Here is a 19368-nt window from a genome sequence, read left to right on the forward strand (position 1 = left end):
TGTTGTTTTTTTAATAGTTATTTTGTAAGACCATCCCCCTAAAGTTGACCCCCAAAGTAGCCCCCTAAAGTTGTGACCCCTAAATTATTTGAATAGCCTTAGATAGTCAAAATATGTTGACTATTTTTTTGTGTTTTATAATTATTAAATGATTTTTAATGACATATTTGTGTAAATTTCTCAAAAAAATTGTTATAAAATAAGAAATATGCTATATTGGAGGTGTAGGATGGTGAGTTTTATGCTTGTGCAATTTACAGTAAAAAATTTTATGTCATTTAAGAATGAAAATATTTTAGATTGGAGTGCAGTTAATGCTTATAAAGAACATAGTGATAATTTAATTTTTGTTTCAAATAAAGAAAAGTTTTTAAAGGTTATGTCAATATATGGTGCTAATGCAAGTGGTAAAAGTAATATATTGATGGCGTTTAGATTTTTTCGGAAAATTATTAGGGATTCTTTTAGTAATGCAAATAATGAATCTTTTGAAGAAATAAATAGTAATAGTATTTTGAAGAAGTATTATCAGCCATATGCTTTTTGCAAAGAAAAAGAAGATACAGAGTTTGAATTAATTTTTATTATTGGCGATAAGGAGTATCAATATGGATATTGTTATAATGATCAATGCATAAATTATGAATGGTTGTATCAAACATCATTAGAAACTAATCGAAAAAAGATAATTTTTGAAAGAAGTAGTGATAATATTGAATTAGGTTCATCAATAAAAAAAGAGTGTCAAAAATATATAAATGAAATTGATAATGATGTTTTAGTGCTATCTTTTTTTAATCGTCTTAAATTAAAAAATAAGTTATTTAATGATGTTTATAATAGCATTATTAAAGTCCTTGTTTTTTGTGATGAGTTTGATGATATGTATTCTCATTTATTAGTAGATATTTTAATTACATTTATTGATAATGAAAAAGATAATTTATTGCAATATTTAGAAGCAATTGAATCTGGAATAAGTGATATTAAATATAGGAAAGATAAAGATAAAGTAAGTATTTATACTTATCATAAGGGATTAGATAATAATGAATATAAACTAGATATAGATAATGAATCTGCTGGTACTGTTAAAAGTTTAGCTTTATATGCTTTAATTAAAGTAGTAATAGCTAGTGGACAAGCTCTTTTTTTTGATGAATTAAATATTAAACTGCATCCATTGTTGCTTAAGTTTATTATTGATATGTTTAATAACAGTAGTACTGGTGCGCAGTTGATATATACTACACATGATGTTACTTTATTGAGTAATAAATTTTTTAGAAGAGATCAAATATGGTTTACTCAAAAAGATCAATATGGTATATCAAAATTGTATTCTTTCGCTGAATTTAAAATAAGAAATGATGCGTCTTTTGAAAAAGATTATTTGGGTGGTGTTTATGGAGGAATACCGTATTTAAAGGATTTTGAAATAGGGAGTGAAGATAATGGGGAAGGATGATATATTTAAGAAAAAGAGAGCCGAAAGACGAAAAAGAAAATTTGAAAATAGGCAGCCACATGCTCATTCTTATTTGATAATTTGTGAAGGTAAGGAAACTGAGCCAAATTATTTTAATGGTTTAAATACAAAGATTCAGAAAAAAATAGGTGGTCAAATTAAAATAGAATCTATCCCAATTATTGATGTTATTGGTGAAGGTCAAAATACAACATCATTAGTAAATATTGTTGAAAAAAGAGTTAGGCAAGCAAAAATAATATATGAGAATATATGGATAGTATTTGATAAAGATGATTTTGAACAATTTGATAAAGCAATCAAGGAAGCTGAATCAAAGGAATATAAGGTAGCATGGAGTAATGAATGTTTTGAATTATGGCTATTATTACATTTTTGTTATATAGATAGTGCACTTTCACGGAAGGTATTATTTCAAAAAATGACAGAAATATATAATGATTATGGATATAATCATAATTATCAAAAAAATGATCCAAATATTTATAAATTTTGTAGTGAAGTTGGAAGTGTTAAAAATGCTATAGGAAATTCTAAAAGACTTATGAGTAATTATAAACCAAGTCTTTCTCCCTCAAAATGTTCTCCAGGGAACACTGTGTATCAACTGGTTGAAGAATTAATAGGTTATTTAAATTAAAGGAATTAGCAAATACTCATTTTATTCAAAATAACAAACGAGAGTGCGTATATTATTTAGTAATGAGTTTAGAGTAATATTTTGTGGTCAATCTAAATCCTATATCCATCAAGATCTAATGAGGAATTGTTACCCATTCAGGATCGGGTAAATCCTCTATTTTCAATTTTCAGTTGTACCTTATCTAATGAGGAATTGTTACTTTTTGCTTTTTCATAGAAATATTATTATTAAATAATAGTTGCACCTTATCTAATGAGGAATTGTTACTCAGCTGCGTATCATGCAATGCTGGAAATTAATTCATGTTGCACCTTATCTAATGAGGAATTAATAAGTTATTTATTTAAAGAATTAGTGATAATTGTTTTATTTAAAATAATGTAGTAAGATAAAAGAGCGTATATACGCTCTTTTGTTGTGGAGGATGGAAATGGAGTTAAAAGTAGTAATATTTGATATGGATGGGTTGATGTTTGATACTGAACCGATTGGGGCAAAGTGTTTTAAAACAGCGGCTAAAAAGTATGGTTATATAGTTGATGATGAATTTCAGATGGGATTGATAGGGATGAATGTTCATGATCATGTTCTTAAAGTTAGGGCTAAGTTTGGTGATGATTATCCAGTATTTGAGATAAGAGATTTAGCAAAGAAGTTAAAAATGGAGTATTTTTATGAATATGGCTTACCAATCAAAAAGGGTTTGAAAGAGCTGGTAGCTTATTTAAAAGAAATGGGAATCAAAATTGCGGTGGCTTCGTCATCGTCAATTGATTTGATCAATGAGTATTTAGAGTTATCAAAGATGGAAAATGAGTTTGATTTTGTGATTGGCGGTGATGCGGTGCTTCATGGTAAACCTAACCCAGAATTGTTTTTAAGAGTATTAAAACATTTTAATATTAGTAATGATGAGGCATTAGTATTAGAGGATTCTTGTAATGGTATTATGGCTAGCCATAATGCTGGAATACCAGTTATTTGTGTACCGGATCTCGTTGTTAATGGACCAGAAATTTTAGCCCTTACATATAAAACTTTACCGTCTTTATTTGAAGTTAAAGATGAGATTGCAAGTATTTTAGGAGATAATAAATGATAGGAACGATTGTAAATACAGCTGCGGTTATTATTGGCGCAAGTATTGGCTTATTGATAAAAAAGGGGATTCCTAAACGAGTTGGCGATGCGTTGATGAAAGCATTAGGATTATGTACGCTTTTTATTGGGATTAGTGGTGCTTTTAAAGGTGAAGATACGCTAGTGATGATTATTTCCATGGTTTTAGGAACTTTGATCGGTGAGGCTGTTGATATTGATAAACATGTTAATAGTGGGGTTAGAAAGATTGAAAACCGGTTTACAAAGAAAAATAGTGAGAATAGTATTTCTCAGGGCTTTATTACAGCTAGTTTATTGTTTTGTATTGGTTCAATGACGATCGTAGGGGCCATGAATGCCGGTCTTTTAGGTGATAATACAATGTTATTTACTAAATCGACTTTAGATTTTTGTTCATCGATCATTTTTGCTTCGACTTTAGGAATCGGGGTATTGTTGTCAGCGGGATTTGTTTTAGTCTATCAAGGGGGATTGACGCTTTTAGCGATAGCTGCTGCGCCCCTGTTAAGTACGACTGTAATTAATGAGATGACTTGTGTGGGATCTTTAGTTATTATTGCGACAGGACTTAATTTATTAGGGATTACGAAATTGAAATTGATGAATTATTTACCGGCGATGTTTTTACCGATCATTTTATGTTTGTTTATGTAATTTGTTAAAGAAATGTTATTTTTAGGATAACATTTTTTTCTTTGTTTTAAGATTAAGTTAAAATAATTAAGTGTTAGTAAAGTCTATTGTTTGCTGGATTTTTGAGTGCTAAGATGTGCCTGTAAAAATTTTACAAGGAGAAATGGAAATGAAAAAACAAAAGAATAAAGCATTAAAAGTTTCAATGGCAACTTTAGCATTATTAATGGGTACCGGTTATGTAGCTAACAGCTATCAAGTATTACCTACATATGCTGATACTGTAAAAACAACTGAAGCAGTTAATTTGATCAATGCTTCAACAACATGGAAATATTTAGATAACAACGTTGATCCTGGTAGCACTACAGATCGCACTGCCTGGACTAAAGCTGATTATCAAGATGCTGACTGGAAAAGTGCAGCTGGTAAATTTGGTGCTAAAAATGGTCAATTAGCTAGTTTAGGTGGTAACTTTACACCAACCGTATTATTAAATCAATATATTGAAGGAACTAATGACGATATTCCAGCATTCTTTTTTAGAACAACAGTAAATATTGATAGTTTAGATAATCTATCTTCAATTACTGGTAATCTTTATTACGATGATGCAGCTATCGTTTATATCAATGGGGTAAAAGTAGCCGCATTTGATGAACCAGCTGGTGGTTTTGATTCAAATATGTCTTATGGTGGTTCTAACGCTAGCACACCAAAAACTGGTGAAATCAATCTAACTAAAGAACAATTAACAGATGTTTTAAAAACTGGTGAAAATGTTATTGCTGTAGAACTTCATCAGGGAAGAGCCAGCAGTTCTGATATGTATTTAGAATTTGCTAATTTACAAATGAATTATGGGGAACCGGAAGTAGAAGTTGAACAAAAAGCTCTTAACTTAACAGTTGGTGAAAACGAATCAGAAATGAATCTTACCTGGTATGCAAATACTAGTGAAGCTGGAGTGGTTCAATTAGCTAAAGCTGGAGCGATGATCAATGGTGAATTCCCAAGTGAGTTTGTTTCAATCAATGCTACTAGTGATCAATCAAATGATAATGGTTTCTACTACAATCAGGCAACTATAACAAATCTAGAAGAAAATACTAAATATGTATATCGTATCGTAAATGGTGATAAAGTAAGTCAAACTTATGATTTTACAACAAAGGATTTTGATGGAAGTTATAACTTTGTCTTTGCCGGAGATCCTCAAATTGGTGCTAGTGGAAATGAAGCAAGTGATACTGAAGGATGGGGTAAAACATTAGAAGATTCTGTTGATAAATTCAATCCAAACTTCATTTTATCAGCTGGTGACCAGGTAAATACAGCTAGCAGCGAGTCTCAATATAGTGGTTATTTAGAACATGAAGAACTTACCAATGTTCCTCAGGCAACAACTATTGGTAACCATGATTCAAGTTCAAATGCTTACTCACAACATTTCAATTTACCAAATGTTAGTGATAAAGGTGCCACTACTGCTGGAAGTGATTATTGGTATGTTTACAATAATACTTTATTCATGGATATTAATACCAATAATATGTCAACAGCTCAACATAAAGCATTTATGGAAGAAGCAATCAATGCTAATCCAAATGTTCGTTGGAAAATCGTGGTCTTCCACCATTCAGTATATTCAGTAGCTAGTCATGCGGTTGAAAGTGATATTTTACAACGTCGTGAAGAATTAACACCAGTATTTGATGATTTAGGAATTGATGTTGTTTTAATGGGACATGACCATGTTTATGTTCGCAGTAATATCATGAAAGGAATGCAGGTAGTTACTGATACAAGTAACCTTGATAGTGTAACTGATCCTGATGGTATCTTATATGTAACCGCAAATTCAGCTTCAGGAAGTAAGTATTATAATATTAAAACTAATATTAGTACAGAATTCGTGGCTAAGATGGATCAATCTAAACAACGTTCGATTTCAAATATTGAAGTAAGTGATGATCAATTTAAAGTAACAACTTATTTATATGATGCTAATAGTGATAATTGGGCAACATTAGATACTTTTACAATTAATAAAACTGTTGCAGCAGCAGCTGATAAAGCGTTCTTGAAAATTGCTATTGAAGAAGCTGATAAGATCAGTCAAACTGATATCGATGCTTTAGTTCCCGTAGTAGCAAATGAATTTATGGCAGCTCTTGCTAATGCTAAAGATGTTTATAATGATCCTAATGCTACTCAAGAACAAGTCGATGATGCCGGAACACGTTTGGCTTACATCATGCATTTCTTAGATTTCAAAAAAGGTGATAAAGAAGCTTTACAAAAAATAGTAACAACGATCGAGGGACTAGATGAAACTAAATATACGCCAACTACTTGGCAGACAATGTTACCAGCTTACGAAAAAGCAAAAGAAGTGTTAGCTGATGAAAATGCAATGCAGGATGAAATTACAAAAACGCAAGAAGCTTTAGTAAGAGCATACATTGATTTAAGATTGATCCCTAATAAAGATCTTTTGAATGATTTAATTAAACAAGCTGAAGGTTTAAAACGCGAAAATTATAGTGAAGCAAGCTGGAACCTATTACAAAATACCATAAATTCAGCACGTGAAGTTTTAGAAAATGAAAATGCAACTGAAGAACAAGTTACTGATGCTCAAACAACATTAAGTAAAGTTCTTGAAAGTATGGTAATGAATGAAACTAATAAAGTTGAAAACACAACGACAAAACCAGCAACAAGTACATCTGTTAAAAAAGGTGATAAAGTAGCTACTGGTGATAATAATGATCTATTAGCTTATGGAACATTGTTATTTACGGCTTTAGGATGTTCAGTAATTATATTTAAATCAAGAAAAAATAATCAAGAGAATTAGACAGATATAGTGGTAATGATATTACCACTATATTTTTAGAGGTAATACATGGAAAAGTTTATTAAGGAATTGAAAGAAAATAAAATTGTAATAATAGTTATTTTATTGACGATGATAGTCTCATTATTATTTAATAATTATTTAAAAAAAGATTATTCAAGAGTTAATAATGATACTACTGATTTTGTTAAGGGAGAAGTTGTTGAAGTGACCAGCAGTAGTATTGAATACGATGAAGAGTTAAAAATTAATCTTGGTAAGCAGGTTGTTAAAGTTGAAATCTTAGCAGGAAAGAACAAAGGAAAGACGGTGACGATGGATAACTATTTAACGGCTGCTCACAACATTGAAGTTAAAGTGGGAACTAAAGTTATTATTTCGGCTGATGAACCAGATGGAATTGATGCGTATTATACGGTTTATAATTTTGATCGTAGTTTAGGAATGATCATATTTACATTGATCTTATTTATGGCCGTTATTACGATAGGTAAAGGAAAAGGGGTAAAATCAATTATTGGTTTAGCTTATACTTTATATTTAGTTATCTTCTTTTTATTACCAACGGTATTTTCTGGTTATCCGCCCGTATTTATGAGTGTGATTTGTGTGATTCTTTCAACGATCGTAACTTTAATGTTGTTGAATGGTAGATCTAAAAAAACTTATGGAGCAATAATTTCAACGATCTTAGGCGTTGTTTTAAGTGCAGGATGTTTTTATTTGATGTCGCTTATTTTAAGTATTAATGGTTTTAGTAGTGATGAAGCTGAGAGTTTGGTCTTGATTACAAGAGCGACTAATTTACAGATCAAAGAAATATTATTTGCGGGAATTTTAATTTCTTCATTAGGAGCAATCATGGATGTTGGGATGTCAATTGTTTCATCGTTATACGAGGTATATCATCATCAGCCTAATTTAACGCGAAAAGAGTTGTTTAATTCGGGAATTGAAATTGGTAAGGATATGATCGGAACAATGACTAATACATTGATTTTGGCTTTTACGGGAAGTGCTTTTATATCGTTATTAGTGTTATTTTCATATAATGTCGATGCTTTACAGCTATTGAATTCTAATTATATTGCAATTGAATTTGCTCAAGGAATTGCGGGGACTTTAGGAATCGTTTTAACAGTACCGATTGCTTCCTTTATTGCAACGATGATCTTGATTAAAAATAATGAGGATGAAGAGTTACTGATTGATTAAGTATAGAATTTTTTATTCCTATTAATAATCTTTTCATCTTTCTCAATATAAAAATTATCTCAAATAAATTAATTAATTGCTTATTTTTGTAAAAAAAAGTTACAAATTTACTACCTTATTTAAAGATATGTCTCATGATAAAATTGATATATCAGGAAGATCAGATTAAAAATATAAAGGAGGATACGATGAAAAAATTTAAAAAACTAGCAATTATTGCTTTAGTCGTGACAATGATTACTAGCTATATTCCGGTTATGGCAAAGGAAAGTACAGATGACGAAGATTACACTCAATATGTTGATCCTTTTGTGGGAACTGATGTCGACTATGGACAACAATTTCCTGGTAGTGTTGTTCCTTATGGGTTAGTAAAACTTAGTCCGGATACTTATCCCCATACTAATGATGATCATGCGGGATATGACTATAGTAAAAACAGAATTGCCGGATTTTCACATACTCGAGTTGAAGGCGTAGGTGGACAAGGTGCTGGTGGTGATGTTTTAATTACACCGACTTATGTAAATTATACAAGACGTCCTGAAGCGAGCAGTAAAGCAATGTTGTACTCACATGATCAAGAAAGTGCAACACCAGGATATTATGAAGTAGAATTAACACCTAAAACAGGTAGTGATGAAAACGCTGTTGATAATGAAAGCTTAGGAAAAATTAAAGCAGAAATGACAAGTGCAATTAGAACGGGCTTTCATCAATACACTTTTCCTGAAGATGGCAGTGTATCACTATTAGTCGATTTGAACTATACATATCACGGCACAGATATTCGTAATGCAGTGATGGAAATTGATGATTCTAATGATGATTTTACTGCAATAAGTGGTCGTTTTAGTGGAAAAAATGTTAGTGGTCATGGAAAATATACACTATATTTTTATTTAGAAACGCAACAAAAAGTAAGTTCATTTAAAACATGGAATGGTAGTCGGCTTTATGATAAAGATAGTCAAACTGGAAATGATCTAGGTGTCATTTTGAATTTTGATGCTAAAAGTAACGAACCAGTTAGAATCAAAGTTAGTCTTTCAACTGTAAGCAGTGAACAGGCTAAAATTGATATGCATAATGAGATACCAGATTGGGATTTTGATCAAGTTAAAGCTGATGCTAAAGATGCTTGGAATGATGTATTAGGAAAAATCAAAATCGAAAACTCAGCTCAAAGTGATCCTGATGGTTCATTGAAAAAATTATTTTATACCCATTTATATCGGATGTTTATGACACCAGTAAATGCGACAAGTACAAGTAATACTTATCGGGCTACTGATGGTAAAGTTTATGAGGCTAATGATTATGTCCATTATGATTCATGGACATTATGGGATGATTTTAGAAAATATCCAATGATCGGTCTAGTAGTACCAGATGTTTATAAAGACATTATTCGTTCTTTAGCTGATACTATGACTACAGGAATCGGAACTTGGGGAATCGATAGTCAAACAGTCCCAACAGTAAGAACGGAACATGCGGTAGCTTTATTAGCTGATGGGGCAGCTAAGGGATACATTGATTATGAAAATTTATTACCAGCTTATCAAAAAGCCAAAGAAATTGCTGATGCAACAGTTAACAGCGAAGTTGAGGCTTTAGGATATGTACCTGGTAGAGTAGATAAAACAGTTGAATTTTCTTATGATGATTGGGCTATTGCTTTATTGGCAAAACAATTAGGTAAAGAAGATGATTATCAAAAGTATTTAAAAAGATCATTTAATTATTTAAATTTATATCGTGAAAACGCTGTTGGTGATATGGGTATTTTATGGCCTAAAGATGCAAATGGCAATTGGATGAGCGCTGATCCTGAACGTTATGGTGATAATGGTTTGTATCAAGGAACTTTATGGCAATATACCTGGTGGGATTCTAATGATGTAAATGGTTTGATGAATGCGATGGGTGGTAAAGAAAATGCTTTAACAGCTCTATCATATTTATTTGGGGAACAAGATCCAAATAATGGTAAAGCTATGTTACATACTAATACGAATGAAATTGATTTACATACCCCTTATTTATTTAACTATGCTGGTAAACCTAGTAAAACCCAATATTGGATCAGACAAATATATACTAAGGAAACATGGAATCGTTATAGTGGTACGGGCGAATATAATCCACCACGTTTTGAAAAAGTATATAAATTAGATCCTCAAGGATTAATGGAAACAATGGATGATGATGCAGGTACTATGGCATCAATGTTTGTCGGGGCAGCAATGGGCTTATTCCCATTAACGCCAGGTGATACAACATATCAAATTGGAACACCTTTCTTTGAAAAAATGACTCTTGATGTTGGAAATGGTAAAACATTTACGATAGAAGCTAATAATGTATCTAGTGATAATTTTTATATTCAATCAGCAACTTTAAATGGTCAAGAATTTAATCAAACATGGTTAGATTATTCACAGATCATTAGAGGGGGAACATTAAGTTTTAATATGTCCAATACACCATCATCATGGGGTGAAGACAGTGCTGCTGCATTTTCAAGCAGTGATTATGTAGATACATCTATTTATAGTGATGATAATATTAGTTTTTCTACGAAGACATTTAATGAAAGTGAAGCTAATGATGGAACGATCAGTGATGTAATAAATGTTAATGTTAAAAATACAACTTTTAATTCAATTGATGAAACAATGATCACTGCCCAAAATATTCCTAGTGGTTTAACGTTGAAAACTGAGCTGGTAGATGAACATAATTTAACATTATCATTAGAAGGTAAAGCAGATAAACATGATATATTAGCTAGTATTGATAATTTACAAGTAACATTTAGTGATCAGTTATTTGCTGAAGCAATCGATAGTAATAATAAAACTGTTAATTTAAGAGTTAATTTTGAAGATCCAATGTTGACATATAGCCAAAGTTCTTTACCAGAAAATGAAGCTAATGATGGAAGTATCAATGGTGAAGTGGCGATTGAACTAACTGGAGATATGTTTACTGGGGATAATGGAGAAGATTTTGTAAACAGTAAAAAAGTTGTTTTTGCTAATGTTCCTGAAGGTTTAACACCTCAAGTAATTAAAGTTAGCGATACTAAAGTAAAATTATCATTTACTGGTAAGGCATTAAGCCATGATCAAAAAGTTAGTGATATTAAAATAAGTTTCCAGGATAATGCTTTTGTAAGTGGAAATGCTAATATGATAACAAATAGTTCATATGGTGGTTTACAAGCTTTAGTACTTGATTTTATAACTGACTGGAAATTAAAATTAGCTAATTTGATTGACCAGGCTAATGGATATCATGAAGATGATTATACAAAGACAAGTTATCAAAAATTAAAGACTGAAATAACTAATGCTGCTAGTTTATTAGAAACTGGTGATAATCAAGAATTACAAACAGCATATTTGAATTTAAGTAATGCAATCTATGATTTAAAAACTTCACAAGATGGTTTTAATCAATTAGAAGGCGAATCAAGTGATCTTAATTCTGGTAATGGATTGAAAAATGAAAGTATGAATCTAGGGGGAACTTATGATAATGCCTGGATAGCATATGAAAAACTAGACTTTACAAAACAGGATGTAAGTAGTTTTACAATTCGTTATGTCAATAATAGTACTCGTTGTGCAAGTGATGCTCGAATTGAAATCCATACAGATAGTTATGATGGTCCACTAGTACAGACGATCGATCTACCAGCAACTGGTTCTAGCTGGAATGATTATCAAGAAATAACAACAATGATCGAAGATGCTAGTAAATTAAATGGGGAAATTCATGATGTATATTTTGTATTGAAAGGAACGACATCTTCAAGTAACCCATATATTATTAATTTAGATTATGTAAGATTTAATAGTGAATTGATTTTAAATGCTAATGAACGAATCGAAGCTGAAGAATTTAATGATAAATCTTCAGGAATCGTTAATGACGGTTCGAATATTGGTGGTGTTACTAATAATTCTTGGACAGCATATAAAAATATTAAATTTGATGGTAGTGAAAATACTTTTGAAATCAGATATGCTGGTCAAATAAAAGATACATTTAAAGATGCTAAAGTTAATGTTTATCTTGATAGCATGGATAGTACCCCAGTTACAACAATTACTGTTCCTCCAACGGGAACAAACTGGAGTCGTTATGTAACTAATTCAATTAAGTTAGATAGTAGTATTGAAGGAATTCATACAGTTTATTTGCAATTTGTTGGTAGTGAAGCTAATAAAACATATGTTGCCAATGTTGATTATTTTAGATTTGTAAAAGCTTTAGAATTAAATGTTGTCAGTGAAGGTAATGGTTTTGTTAGTGTTCCGGCACCTGTTGCTAATGGTGATGTAACTCTTACTTTTACACCAGATGATGGTTACATGGTTAAACAAGTTTTAGTCGATGGTCAAGAAGTTGACTATGATCTTAATTCAAATCAATATACATTAAAAAATGTTATTCAAAATCATGATGTTAAAGTAATTTTCGCTCTTAAAACTAGTGATAAAACATACGGAATTTATCAATTTGAAGACTATGATCAATGGAGTGGCGGAAATTTAAAAGTTGAAACAAGTAAAGATAGTAATGGTGATAGTTTAACTAATATCGGCGGAACTTATGATGGCGCTTGGATAAAATACAGTGATATGGAATTTGATGGTCAAGGCTTAAATTCAATCGATGTTAGATATGTAAATAATTCTAGTCGCTGTGGAAGTAACGCGCGTTTAGAAATATATTTAGATGAGATCAAAGATAATCCGGCGGCTACTGTTTTACTTCCAGTAACAGGAAGTGATTGGAGTGTTTATAATACTACTACTGCTATTTTAGATGGTTCAATTACTGGTAGACATGATGTTTATGTAGTAATGAAAGCAGATGTAAGCAGCAGTTATCCATATGTAGGTAATTTTGACTGGATTCGTTTTAATGAGGCGCCTAAATCAAGTTATGGACAACTAGAAGCTGAAAATAAGACAGAGATGTCAAGTGGTTTACAAATCGAAACATCTAAAGATTTAGAAAATAATTCGTTAATAAACATTGCTCATACTTTCCCAGGGGACTGGTTAAAATATAGTAATTTAAATTTTGATGGTAAAGGATTAAGCGAAATTTCAGTTCGTTATGCTAATAACACTAGTCGCTGCAATAGTGATGCTCGGTTAGATTTCTATTTGGATAGTCCAGAAGGAACTCCTTTTGCATCAATAAATTTACCAGGACGTCAAAGCAGCTGGTCAGATTATCAAGTTGCTACAGTTACATTAGATCAAGTAATTAGTGGTAACCATGATTTATATGTAGTGATGGCAGGTAGTGATAGTAGTAAATATATTGCTAATATAGACTGGTTTAGTTTTAAAGAATTAGATTATGATAAAACAAGCTTAGAGGCATTGTATCAAGAAAGTTTAGTGATTCTAGATAATCAGAATATGTATACTGAATCATCATTTAATAGCTTTAAAGAAGTTATGGATAGTACAAAAATTATTCTTGATAGTAATGTTGTGACTCAAGAAGTAATTGATAACCAAATAACTTTATTACAAAATGCAATTGATCAATTAGAAATAGCAGTTGAAAGTGATAAAACAGCATTACAAATGGCTGTAGATACAGCTAATACATTAAAAGCTCAAGGAGCTTTAGACAATGTCGTACCAGCGGTAGTAACAGAATTTGAAAGCGCATTAGCAGAGGCTGAAAGTATTTTAGCTGATACAAATGCAGATCAAACAACAATTGATACTTCATTCTATCGTTTAGCTAATGCGATTCATATGTTGGAATTTGTAAAAGGTGATAAGACTGCTTTAGAAGCCTTGATCAATGAAGCAAATAATTATGTAGAAGAAAACTACACACCAGATTCATGGGCAGGATTCAAAGAAGCCTTAGATGCAGCAATTGAAGTCATGAATGATGAAAATGCTTTAGAAGCTGATGTAGTAGAAGCGTTAAATAACTTAAAAGATGCCATGACAAGCTTAGTAATCAAAGTAGATAAAACAAAATTACAAGAAGCATATGACAAAGTAAATGGCTTAGATAAGAGTCTATATACAGAAGGAAGTGTTGCCAACTTAGCAGAGCCAATGGCAAATGCTAAAGCCGTATTAGAAGATCCAAATGCAACACAAACAGAAGTAGATAGTGCTTATAAAGCTTTAATTGAAGCATACTTAGACTTAAGATTAATTCCAAATAAGGATCTATTACAAGGATTGATCAATAAGGCAAATAGCTTAAATGCTGCAAATTACAGTGCAAAAACATGGTCAGTGATGGCAGAAGCATTGGAAAAAGCAAATGCCGTATTAGATGATCCAGAAGCAACACAGGCAGAAGTGGATAATGCTAAAGAAGCTTTAACAAAAGCAATGGCTGGATTAGAAGTAAATGAAGCAAGCAATCCAGTAAAAGCCGGTGATACAACAGCAAGTGTAGCTACTGGTGATGAAATAAATATTAGGATTTTTGCAATAGGATTATTATTATCAGCTGTAATAATTTTAAGAAAGAAAAAAGAATTAAGCTAATTTTTATTGGTATGCAATAATTTGTTAATAAAAAAGAGATCATGAACCTATTTGGTTCTTACTCGATAATGGGTAATTAAAAAAGAAAAGATTTCAAAAAATGATCATATTTAATAATCATTTAAGAAATCTCTTTTTTAATGTTTACCCTAAAGTAAGAAAGAACGGGTCTCTAAATTTCCGTGGGGTTTTAAAAAATGAGACTCTAAAATAAAGTGGGGTTTTGGTGACCCCACTTCTGTTTATAGTTGAAAAAGTATCATTCAATACCGTGGGGTCAAGAATGATACTTTTAATATGCCGAAACAACCATTTTATTTAATTATTATCTGTTTTTTAAAGTTTTTGTGACAGTCTTTACATATAAATCTTCTACATCTGTAATTGATGACGGTTTTATTAGTGTTGAAAATAGAATGAGTAATTTTCTTTGATTTATAGGTTTTAACATTAGCATTCAAACTACTGCAACAGGGGCAGGATTTAATCTTTTTAGTTAAAGTAACATTAATGTTTATAATATCGCGAGATCTAACAATATTGATATCTTGAATATTGTCAGGTTGTAAACCCAATAAATTTATAGTATCATAATCCATGAGATAACACTCTCCTTTCAAATATGGTTGTATCTGCAAAAACAATCATATCATGAAAGGATTTTTTCATACTATAAGAGTACCCCACGAAAGTTTAAAGTACAAAAAAAGCCGACCCCATGAAACTTTATACCTAGGGGTCGACCCCACACTAATTTAGATATCGGAAAGAACCCTATTTAATGGTTGATGATCTTTTTCTATTTATTAATATTCTAAACTTGTTTTTAGTCCAATTAAGTCTATAAAAAACTAGTCAAGTATTTCATGATACAATAATCAATTAGGAGGAGAAGGAATATGAGGGAATTAAAAGAATTGTCAAATAGCTTAAATGATACTGTAGAAAAATTAAGAGAGGATAAAGATATTTTAAAAGCTGTAAAAAGACTGCAACAAATAAAAAATAAGTAAAACAAAATAATTAAAGAAAATGTTTAAGGGTATCGATAAAATTAGATACCCTTAAACATTGGTAAGATCTATGTAATTAAAAGTATATTAAGACAGTATTTGAAATTTAATTAATAACAAGAGTTTATTCAATACAATTATTTAATTAAAAATGAATTTTACTATGTATATTAATTACAAAAATAAATTCTATAAAAAAACAAATATATCATGTTTTTTTATTGTTGATGATAGAAGGTATTACATTTAAGAGTCAATGATCTCTTAAAAAATGAGTAAACAGCTGGATATATAATTGATTAGAAATGGATGATGGGGCGTGATATGATACACCGATTACTAGAAAACGTTTTCTACTATTGAGATAAAGGAAGTACTTTTTATAAATACTTCCTTTATCCTCTAAAATAATCTACACATTTTTGTCGACAAATCCATATATATTATCTACTAGTTGCTTTAATTGTTCAAAATCATCTTCTGGGAGTGTAAAATAAAGTGTGTAAGTAAGTAATATGTGTTATATTACTGCTACACACTTTTCTTATTATCAAAATTAAAAATATGGAGGTTAATGAAATATGGCAAGAATAAAAAGAGATCCAAAAACAGTAGCTTTGGCTCAACAAATTATTGATACTTATAATCCACAATCAGCACAGGATATGGATGAAGCTTTAAAAGATATTTTTGGACCATTATTTGAATCAATGCTTCAGGGAGAAATGAACAACCATCTTGGTTATGCATCTAACAGTAAAGAAGAAAAAAAGACATTAAACAGAAGAAATGGTTATTCTCCTAAAAAAATAAAAACATCAAGAGGAGAATTAGATATTAATATACCTAGAGACAGGGAGGCATCTTTTGAACCGCAAATTATTCCTAAGAGAACGAGAGATGTTTCGGACATTGAAAATAAAGTCATCTCAATGTATGCAAAAGGAATGTCTCAAAGAGATATATCAACCACAATTGAAGATATCTATGGATTTTCGGTTTCTCATGAAATGATTTCCGATATAACCGATGCTATCATTCCTGAACTGGAAAACTGGCAAAACCGACCACTATCTCAATGTTATGCATTCTTGTTTGTTGACTGTTTATATGTGACAGTAAGAAATGATTATGAGGTAAAGGAATATGCTGTATATGCTGTTTTAGGCTATGACATCAATGGAAACAAGGAAATACTGGGGTTATGGTTAAACGAGACAGAAAGCAAGCATAAATGGATGCAGATTTTTGATGAAATCAAAGCGAGAGGTGTGGAAGATGTTTTCTTTATATCTATGGATGGTGTTAGTGGACTTGAAGATGGTGCGAAAGCAATATTTCCCAATGTTGTGGTACAAAGATGTATTGTCCACCTTATAAGGAATTCTATTAAATATGTCCCAAGCAAGGATTATAAGCGATTTACACAATCATTGAAAAAAGTTTATGGAGCTCCTAGTTTAAAGGCGGCCAAAAACGCATTTGAAACATTCAAGAATGAGTGGAAACAATATCCGGGAGCAGTTGATGTATGGGAAAGGAACATTCATCATGTAGAACAGCTGTTTGATTATGGATCAGCCATCAGAAAAGTTATGTATACAACCAATGCAATTGAAAGTGTCAATTCAAGTTTTAGAAAGGTCATAAAAAAAGGAGCATTTCCAAATGAGACAGCGGTATTAAAAGTGTTATATTTAAGAGTTCTTGAATTATCGAAAAAATGGTCAGGTGGGCGTGTATCAAATTGGGCAATGGTTATGAATCAATTAATGATGGATGATAGATTTTCAACAAGAATCCAAAAATATTTAGAAAAATAAAATGACCTATATATACTCGATATAAGTCATTTCTATAGTTCTTTGACAATTTAATAAAATTACTTACACAAATTTCTTGACATTCCCGACAATTTAATAAAATTACTTACACAAATTTCTTGACATTCCCTCTTCTTTAAATATATATTCGTATATTAATTTAATTTGTTTTTCATTCAAGCCTTCTATCCATTTACTACAATCCTTTTGATATCTTCCCTTGAGTAATTCAACAAGCATTTCTTTTTTTCCAATCTCAACACCCTGTTCAATACCTTGCTCGATACCCTGTTTGATTCCTTCTTCAATCCTTTTGGCTGTCTTTTCTTCGCGTTCCATCTCTAAGGATTCAGTTCTAAGCTTCGCTAACGCTAACTGGTTCGCTAATGACCATATCGGCTCATTACTTCTAAACTTGTCATACATCTTTATCACCATCTCCACTATATCTTCTTCTCTTTCCTTCATTATAGCAGTGTATTCATTTTTTATAAACAAATAACATAATCTTTCTAAATCATTTAATTCTGCGATTCCTTTTTCCTTGATGATCTTATCGATATGTCTCATCTTGATAAAATAGCGGTAATTAAGATTTTCTTTTTCCAGCTCTCCCTGATCATCTCGAAACGCATAATCTTTGATCAAACAATCATCATCTTCATTGATAAAGATGATTTGATATACCGGTCTTAGCTGATGATATTTTTCACCAGTATCGATCTGTTCTACTAACAGTCTGTCACCATAGAACTGAAAGCGGGTACTTTCGCTATTACTATTGCCAGCCATTTGCATCTCGATATCAATGACTCTGCCTTTTTCATCAACAGCACAGATATCAAGGATAATATTTTTAGCGAGGACCGTATTTTGATTGATTTCAGGATTTTTAACGATCATTTGTTGGCAGTCAAGATGAGTGACAGATTTAACGATAAACTTCCTCAGTTTTATAGATTCTAAAGTATCTCTGGAAAGCAGGTATTTAAAGAACAGGTCATTATTAAAGCGAACATTATTGTTATTATCGATAACAGTTTTTTCATGAATCATATTTTTTCCTCCTCATTATCTTTTACAATCTAAAAAGGAGAATTGCTTTTATAAATTGAAAAATATTCAAATAAAAATATAAACAGACAAAACTGCTTAATGTTTTGTCCATTTATTTTTTATCACTAATATTTACCAGCTTCTATCCTTTGTTTAAATACTTCAAAATCATCTTCTTCAAATATATATTCATATATTAATTCTATTTGCTTTTCACTCAAGCCTTCTATCCATTTTGAATAATCTTTTTGGTAACGCTTTTCTAACATTTTTATACAGCGATTACGTTTTTCTCTTTCAATACCTTGCTCGATGCCTTTTTTGATTCCTTCTTCGATTCTTTTGGCTGTCTTTTCTTCGCGCTCCATCTCTAAGGATTCTGTTCTAAGCTTCGCTAACGCTAACTGATTCGCTAATGACCATATCGGCTCATTACTTCTAAACTTGTCATACATCTTTATCACCATCTCCACTATATCTTCTTCTCTTTCCTTCATTATAGCAGTGTATTCATTTTTTATAAACAAATAACATAATCTTTCTAGATCATTTAATCCTTCAATTCCTTTTTCTTTGATGATTTTATCGATATGTTTCATCTTGATAAAATAGCGGTAATTAAGATTTTCTTTTTCCAGCTCTCCCTGATCATCTCGAAACGCATAATCTTTGATCAAACAATCATCATCTTCATTGATAAAGATGATTTGATATACCGGTCTTAGCTGATGATATTTTTCACCGGTATCGACCTGTTCTACTAACAGTCTGGCCCCATAGAACTGAAAGCGGGTACTCTCGCTATTACTATTGCCAGCCATTTGCATCTCGATATCAATGACTCTGCCTTTTTCATCAACAGCACAGATATCAAGGATAATATTTTTAGCGAGGACCGTATTTTGATTGATTTCGGGATTTTTAACGATCATCTGTTGACAGTCAAGATGGGTG

The 19368-nt window shown here is 31.1% G+C and carries 11 protein-coding genes; 8 read left to right on the forward strand and 3 right to left on the reverse strand.

Annotated elements, in window-relative coordinates; genetic code table 11:
- The first annotated feature begins 229 nt into the window (after window positions 1–229).
- The 7 genes from OC535_RS12415 (at window position 230) to OC535_RS12445 (ending at window position 14522) form a co-directional block, all read left to right on the forward strand.
- Complete coding sequence (locus tag OC535_RS12415) at window positions 230–1468, forward strand: AAA family ATPase (protein WP_498823957.1); 1239 nt, start codon at window positions 230–232, stop codon at window positions 1466–1468.
- Window positions 1455–2129 (forward strand): RloB family protein, encoded by a 675-nt coding sequence (locus OC535_RS12420; protein WP_498823958.1) that lies wholly within the window; start codon window positions 1455–1457, stop codon window positions 2127–2129. The genes OC535_RS12415 and OC535_RS12420 overlap by 14 nt, the downstream gene beginning before the upstream one ends.
- A gap of 433 nt (window positions 2130–2562) precedes the next feature.
- Window positions 2563–3231 (forward strand): HAD family hydrolase, encoded by a 669-nt coding sequence (locus OC535_RS12425; protein ID WP_024721327.1) that lies wholly within the window; start codon window positions 2563–2565, stop codon window positions 3229–3231.
- Window positions 3228–3908 carry a DUF554 domain-containing protein gene (locus OC535_RS12430; RefSeq protein WP_024721328.1) on the forward strand — a complete coding sequence of 227 codons (681 nt, stop codon included), beginning with the start codon at window positions 3228–3230 and terminating at the stop codon, window positions 3906–3908. The genes OC535_RS12425 and OC535_RS12430 overlap by 4 nt, the downstream gene beginning before the upstream one ends.
- Window positions 3909–4056: 148 nt before the next feature.
- Window positions 4057–6750 (forward strand): purple acid phosphatase family protein, encoded by a 2694-nt coding sequence (locus OC535_RS12435; protein WP_498823959.1) that lies wholly within the window; start codon window positions 4057–4059, stop codon window positions 6748–6750.
- 48 nt (window positions 6751–6798) lie between these two features.
- A complete protein-coding gene (locus OC535_RS12440) occupies window positions 6799–7965 on the forward strand; it encodes a YibE/F family protein (RefSeq protein ID WP_498823960.1) in 1167 nt (388 codons plus the stop codon).
- A 188-nt stretch (window positions 7966–8153) separates the two neighbouring features.
- Window positions 8154–14522, forward strand: a complete 6369-nt coding sequence (locus OC535_RS12445) for a GH92 family glycosyl hydrolase (RefSeq protein WP_498823961.1) — start codon at window positions 8154–8156, stop codon at window positions 14520–14522.
- A 314-nt stretch (window positions 14523–14836) separates the two neighbouring features.
- Here the strand turns inward: OC535_RS12445 and OC535_RS12450 are convergent, their stop codons facing one another.
- Window positions 14837–15121 carry a transposase family protein gene (locus OC535_RS12450; protein WP_498823962.1) on the reverse strand — a complete coding sequence of 95 codons (285 nt, stop codon included), beginning with the start codon at window positions 15119–15121 and terminating at the stop codon, window positions 14837–14839.
- A 995-nt stretch (window positions 15122–16116) separates the two neighbouring features.
- Between OC535_RS12450 and OC535_RS12455 the strand changes: the two genes are divergently transcribed.
- Complete coding sequence (locus OC535_RS12455) at window positions 16117–17358, forward strand: IS256 family transposase (protein ID WP_498822983.1); 1242 nt, start codon at window positions 16117–16119, stop codon at window positions 17356–17358.
- Window positions 17359–17460: 102 nt separating this feature from the next.
- On the opposite strand, the gene OC535_RS12460 is transcribed toward OC535_RS12455, so the two are convergent.
- Both OC535_RS12460 and OC535_RS12465 read right to left on the reverse strand, forming a co-directional pair.
- Window positions 17461–18414: a PD-(D/E)XK nuclease family transposase gene (locus OC535_RS12460; protein WP_498823963.1), complete on the reverse strand. Its 954-nt coding sequence runs from the start codon at window positions 18412–18414 to the stop codon at window positions 17461–17463.
- 125 nt (window positions 18415–18539) lie between these two features.
- On the reverse strand, window positions 18540–19346 hold the full coding sequence (locus OC535_RS12465; protein WP_498823964.1) for a PD-(D/E)XK nuclease family transposase: 807 nt from the start codon (window positions 19344–19346) through the stop codon (window positions 18540–18542).
- Window positions 19347–19368: the final 22 nt, after the last annotated feature.

Source organism: Clostridium sp. Marseille-Q5894, from assembly GCF_946902305.1.
Lineage (GTDB): Bacteria > Bacillota_I > Bacilli_A > Erysipelotrichales > Coprobacillaceae > Thomasclavelia.

Excerpts from the sequence above, each read along its gene's own strand:
- OC535_RS12415 (WP_498823957.1), top strand. The coding sequence starts at position 230 with ATGGTGAGTTTTATGCTTGTGCAATTTACAGTAAAAAATTTTATGTCA.
- OC535_RS12420 (WP_498823958.1), top strand. The coding sequence starts at position 1,455 with ATGGGGAAGGATGATATATTTAAGAAAAAGAGAGCCGAAAGACGAAAA.
- OC535_RS12425 (WP_024721327.1), top strand. The coding sequence starts at position 2,563 with ATGGAGTTAAAAGTAGTAATATTTGATATGGATGGGTTGATGTTTGAT.
- OC535_RS12430 (WP_024721328.1), top strand. The coding sequence starts at position 3,228 with ATGATAGGAACGATTGTAAATACAGCTGCGGTTATTATTGGCGCAAGT.
- OC535_RS12435 (WP_498823959.1), top strand. The coding sequence starts at position 4,057 with ATGAAAAAACAAAAGAATAAAGCATTAAAAGTTTCAATGGCAACTTTA.
- OC535_RS12440 (WP_498823960.1), top strand. The coding sequence starts at position 6,799 with ATGGAAAAGTTTATTAAGGAATTGAAAGAAAATAAAATTGTAATAATA.
- OC535_RS12445 (WP_498823961.1), top strand. The coding sequence starts at position 8,154 with ATGAAAAAATTTAAAAAACTAGCAATTATTGCTTTAGTCGTGACAATG.
- OC535_RS12450 (WP_498823962.1), bottom strand. The coding sequence starts at position 15,121 with ATGGATTATGATACTATAAATTTATTGGGTTTACAACCTGACAATATT.
- OC535_RS12455 (WP_498822983.1), top strand. The coding sequence starts at position 16,117 with ATGGCAAGAATAAAAAGAGATCCAAAAACAGTAGCTTTGGCTCAACAA.
- OC535_RS12460 (WP_498823963.1), bottom strand. The coding sequence starts at position 18,414 with ATGATTCATGAAAAAACTGTTATCGATAATAACAATAATGTTCGCTTT.
- OC535_RS12465 (WP_498823964.1), bottom strand. The coding sequence starts at position 19,346 with ATGATCGTTAAAAATCCCGAAATCAATCAAAATACGGTCCTCGCTAAA.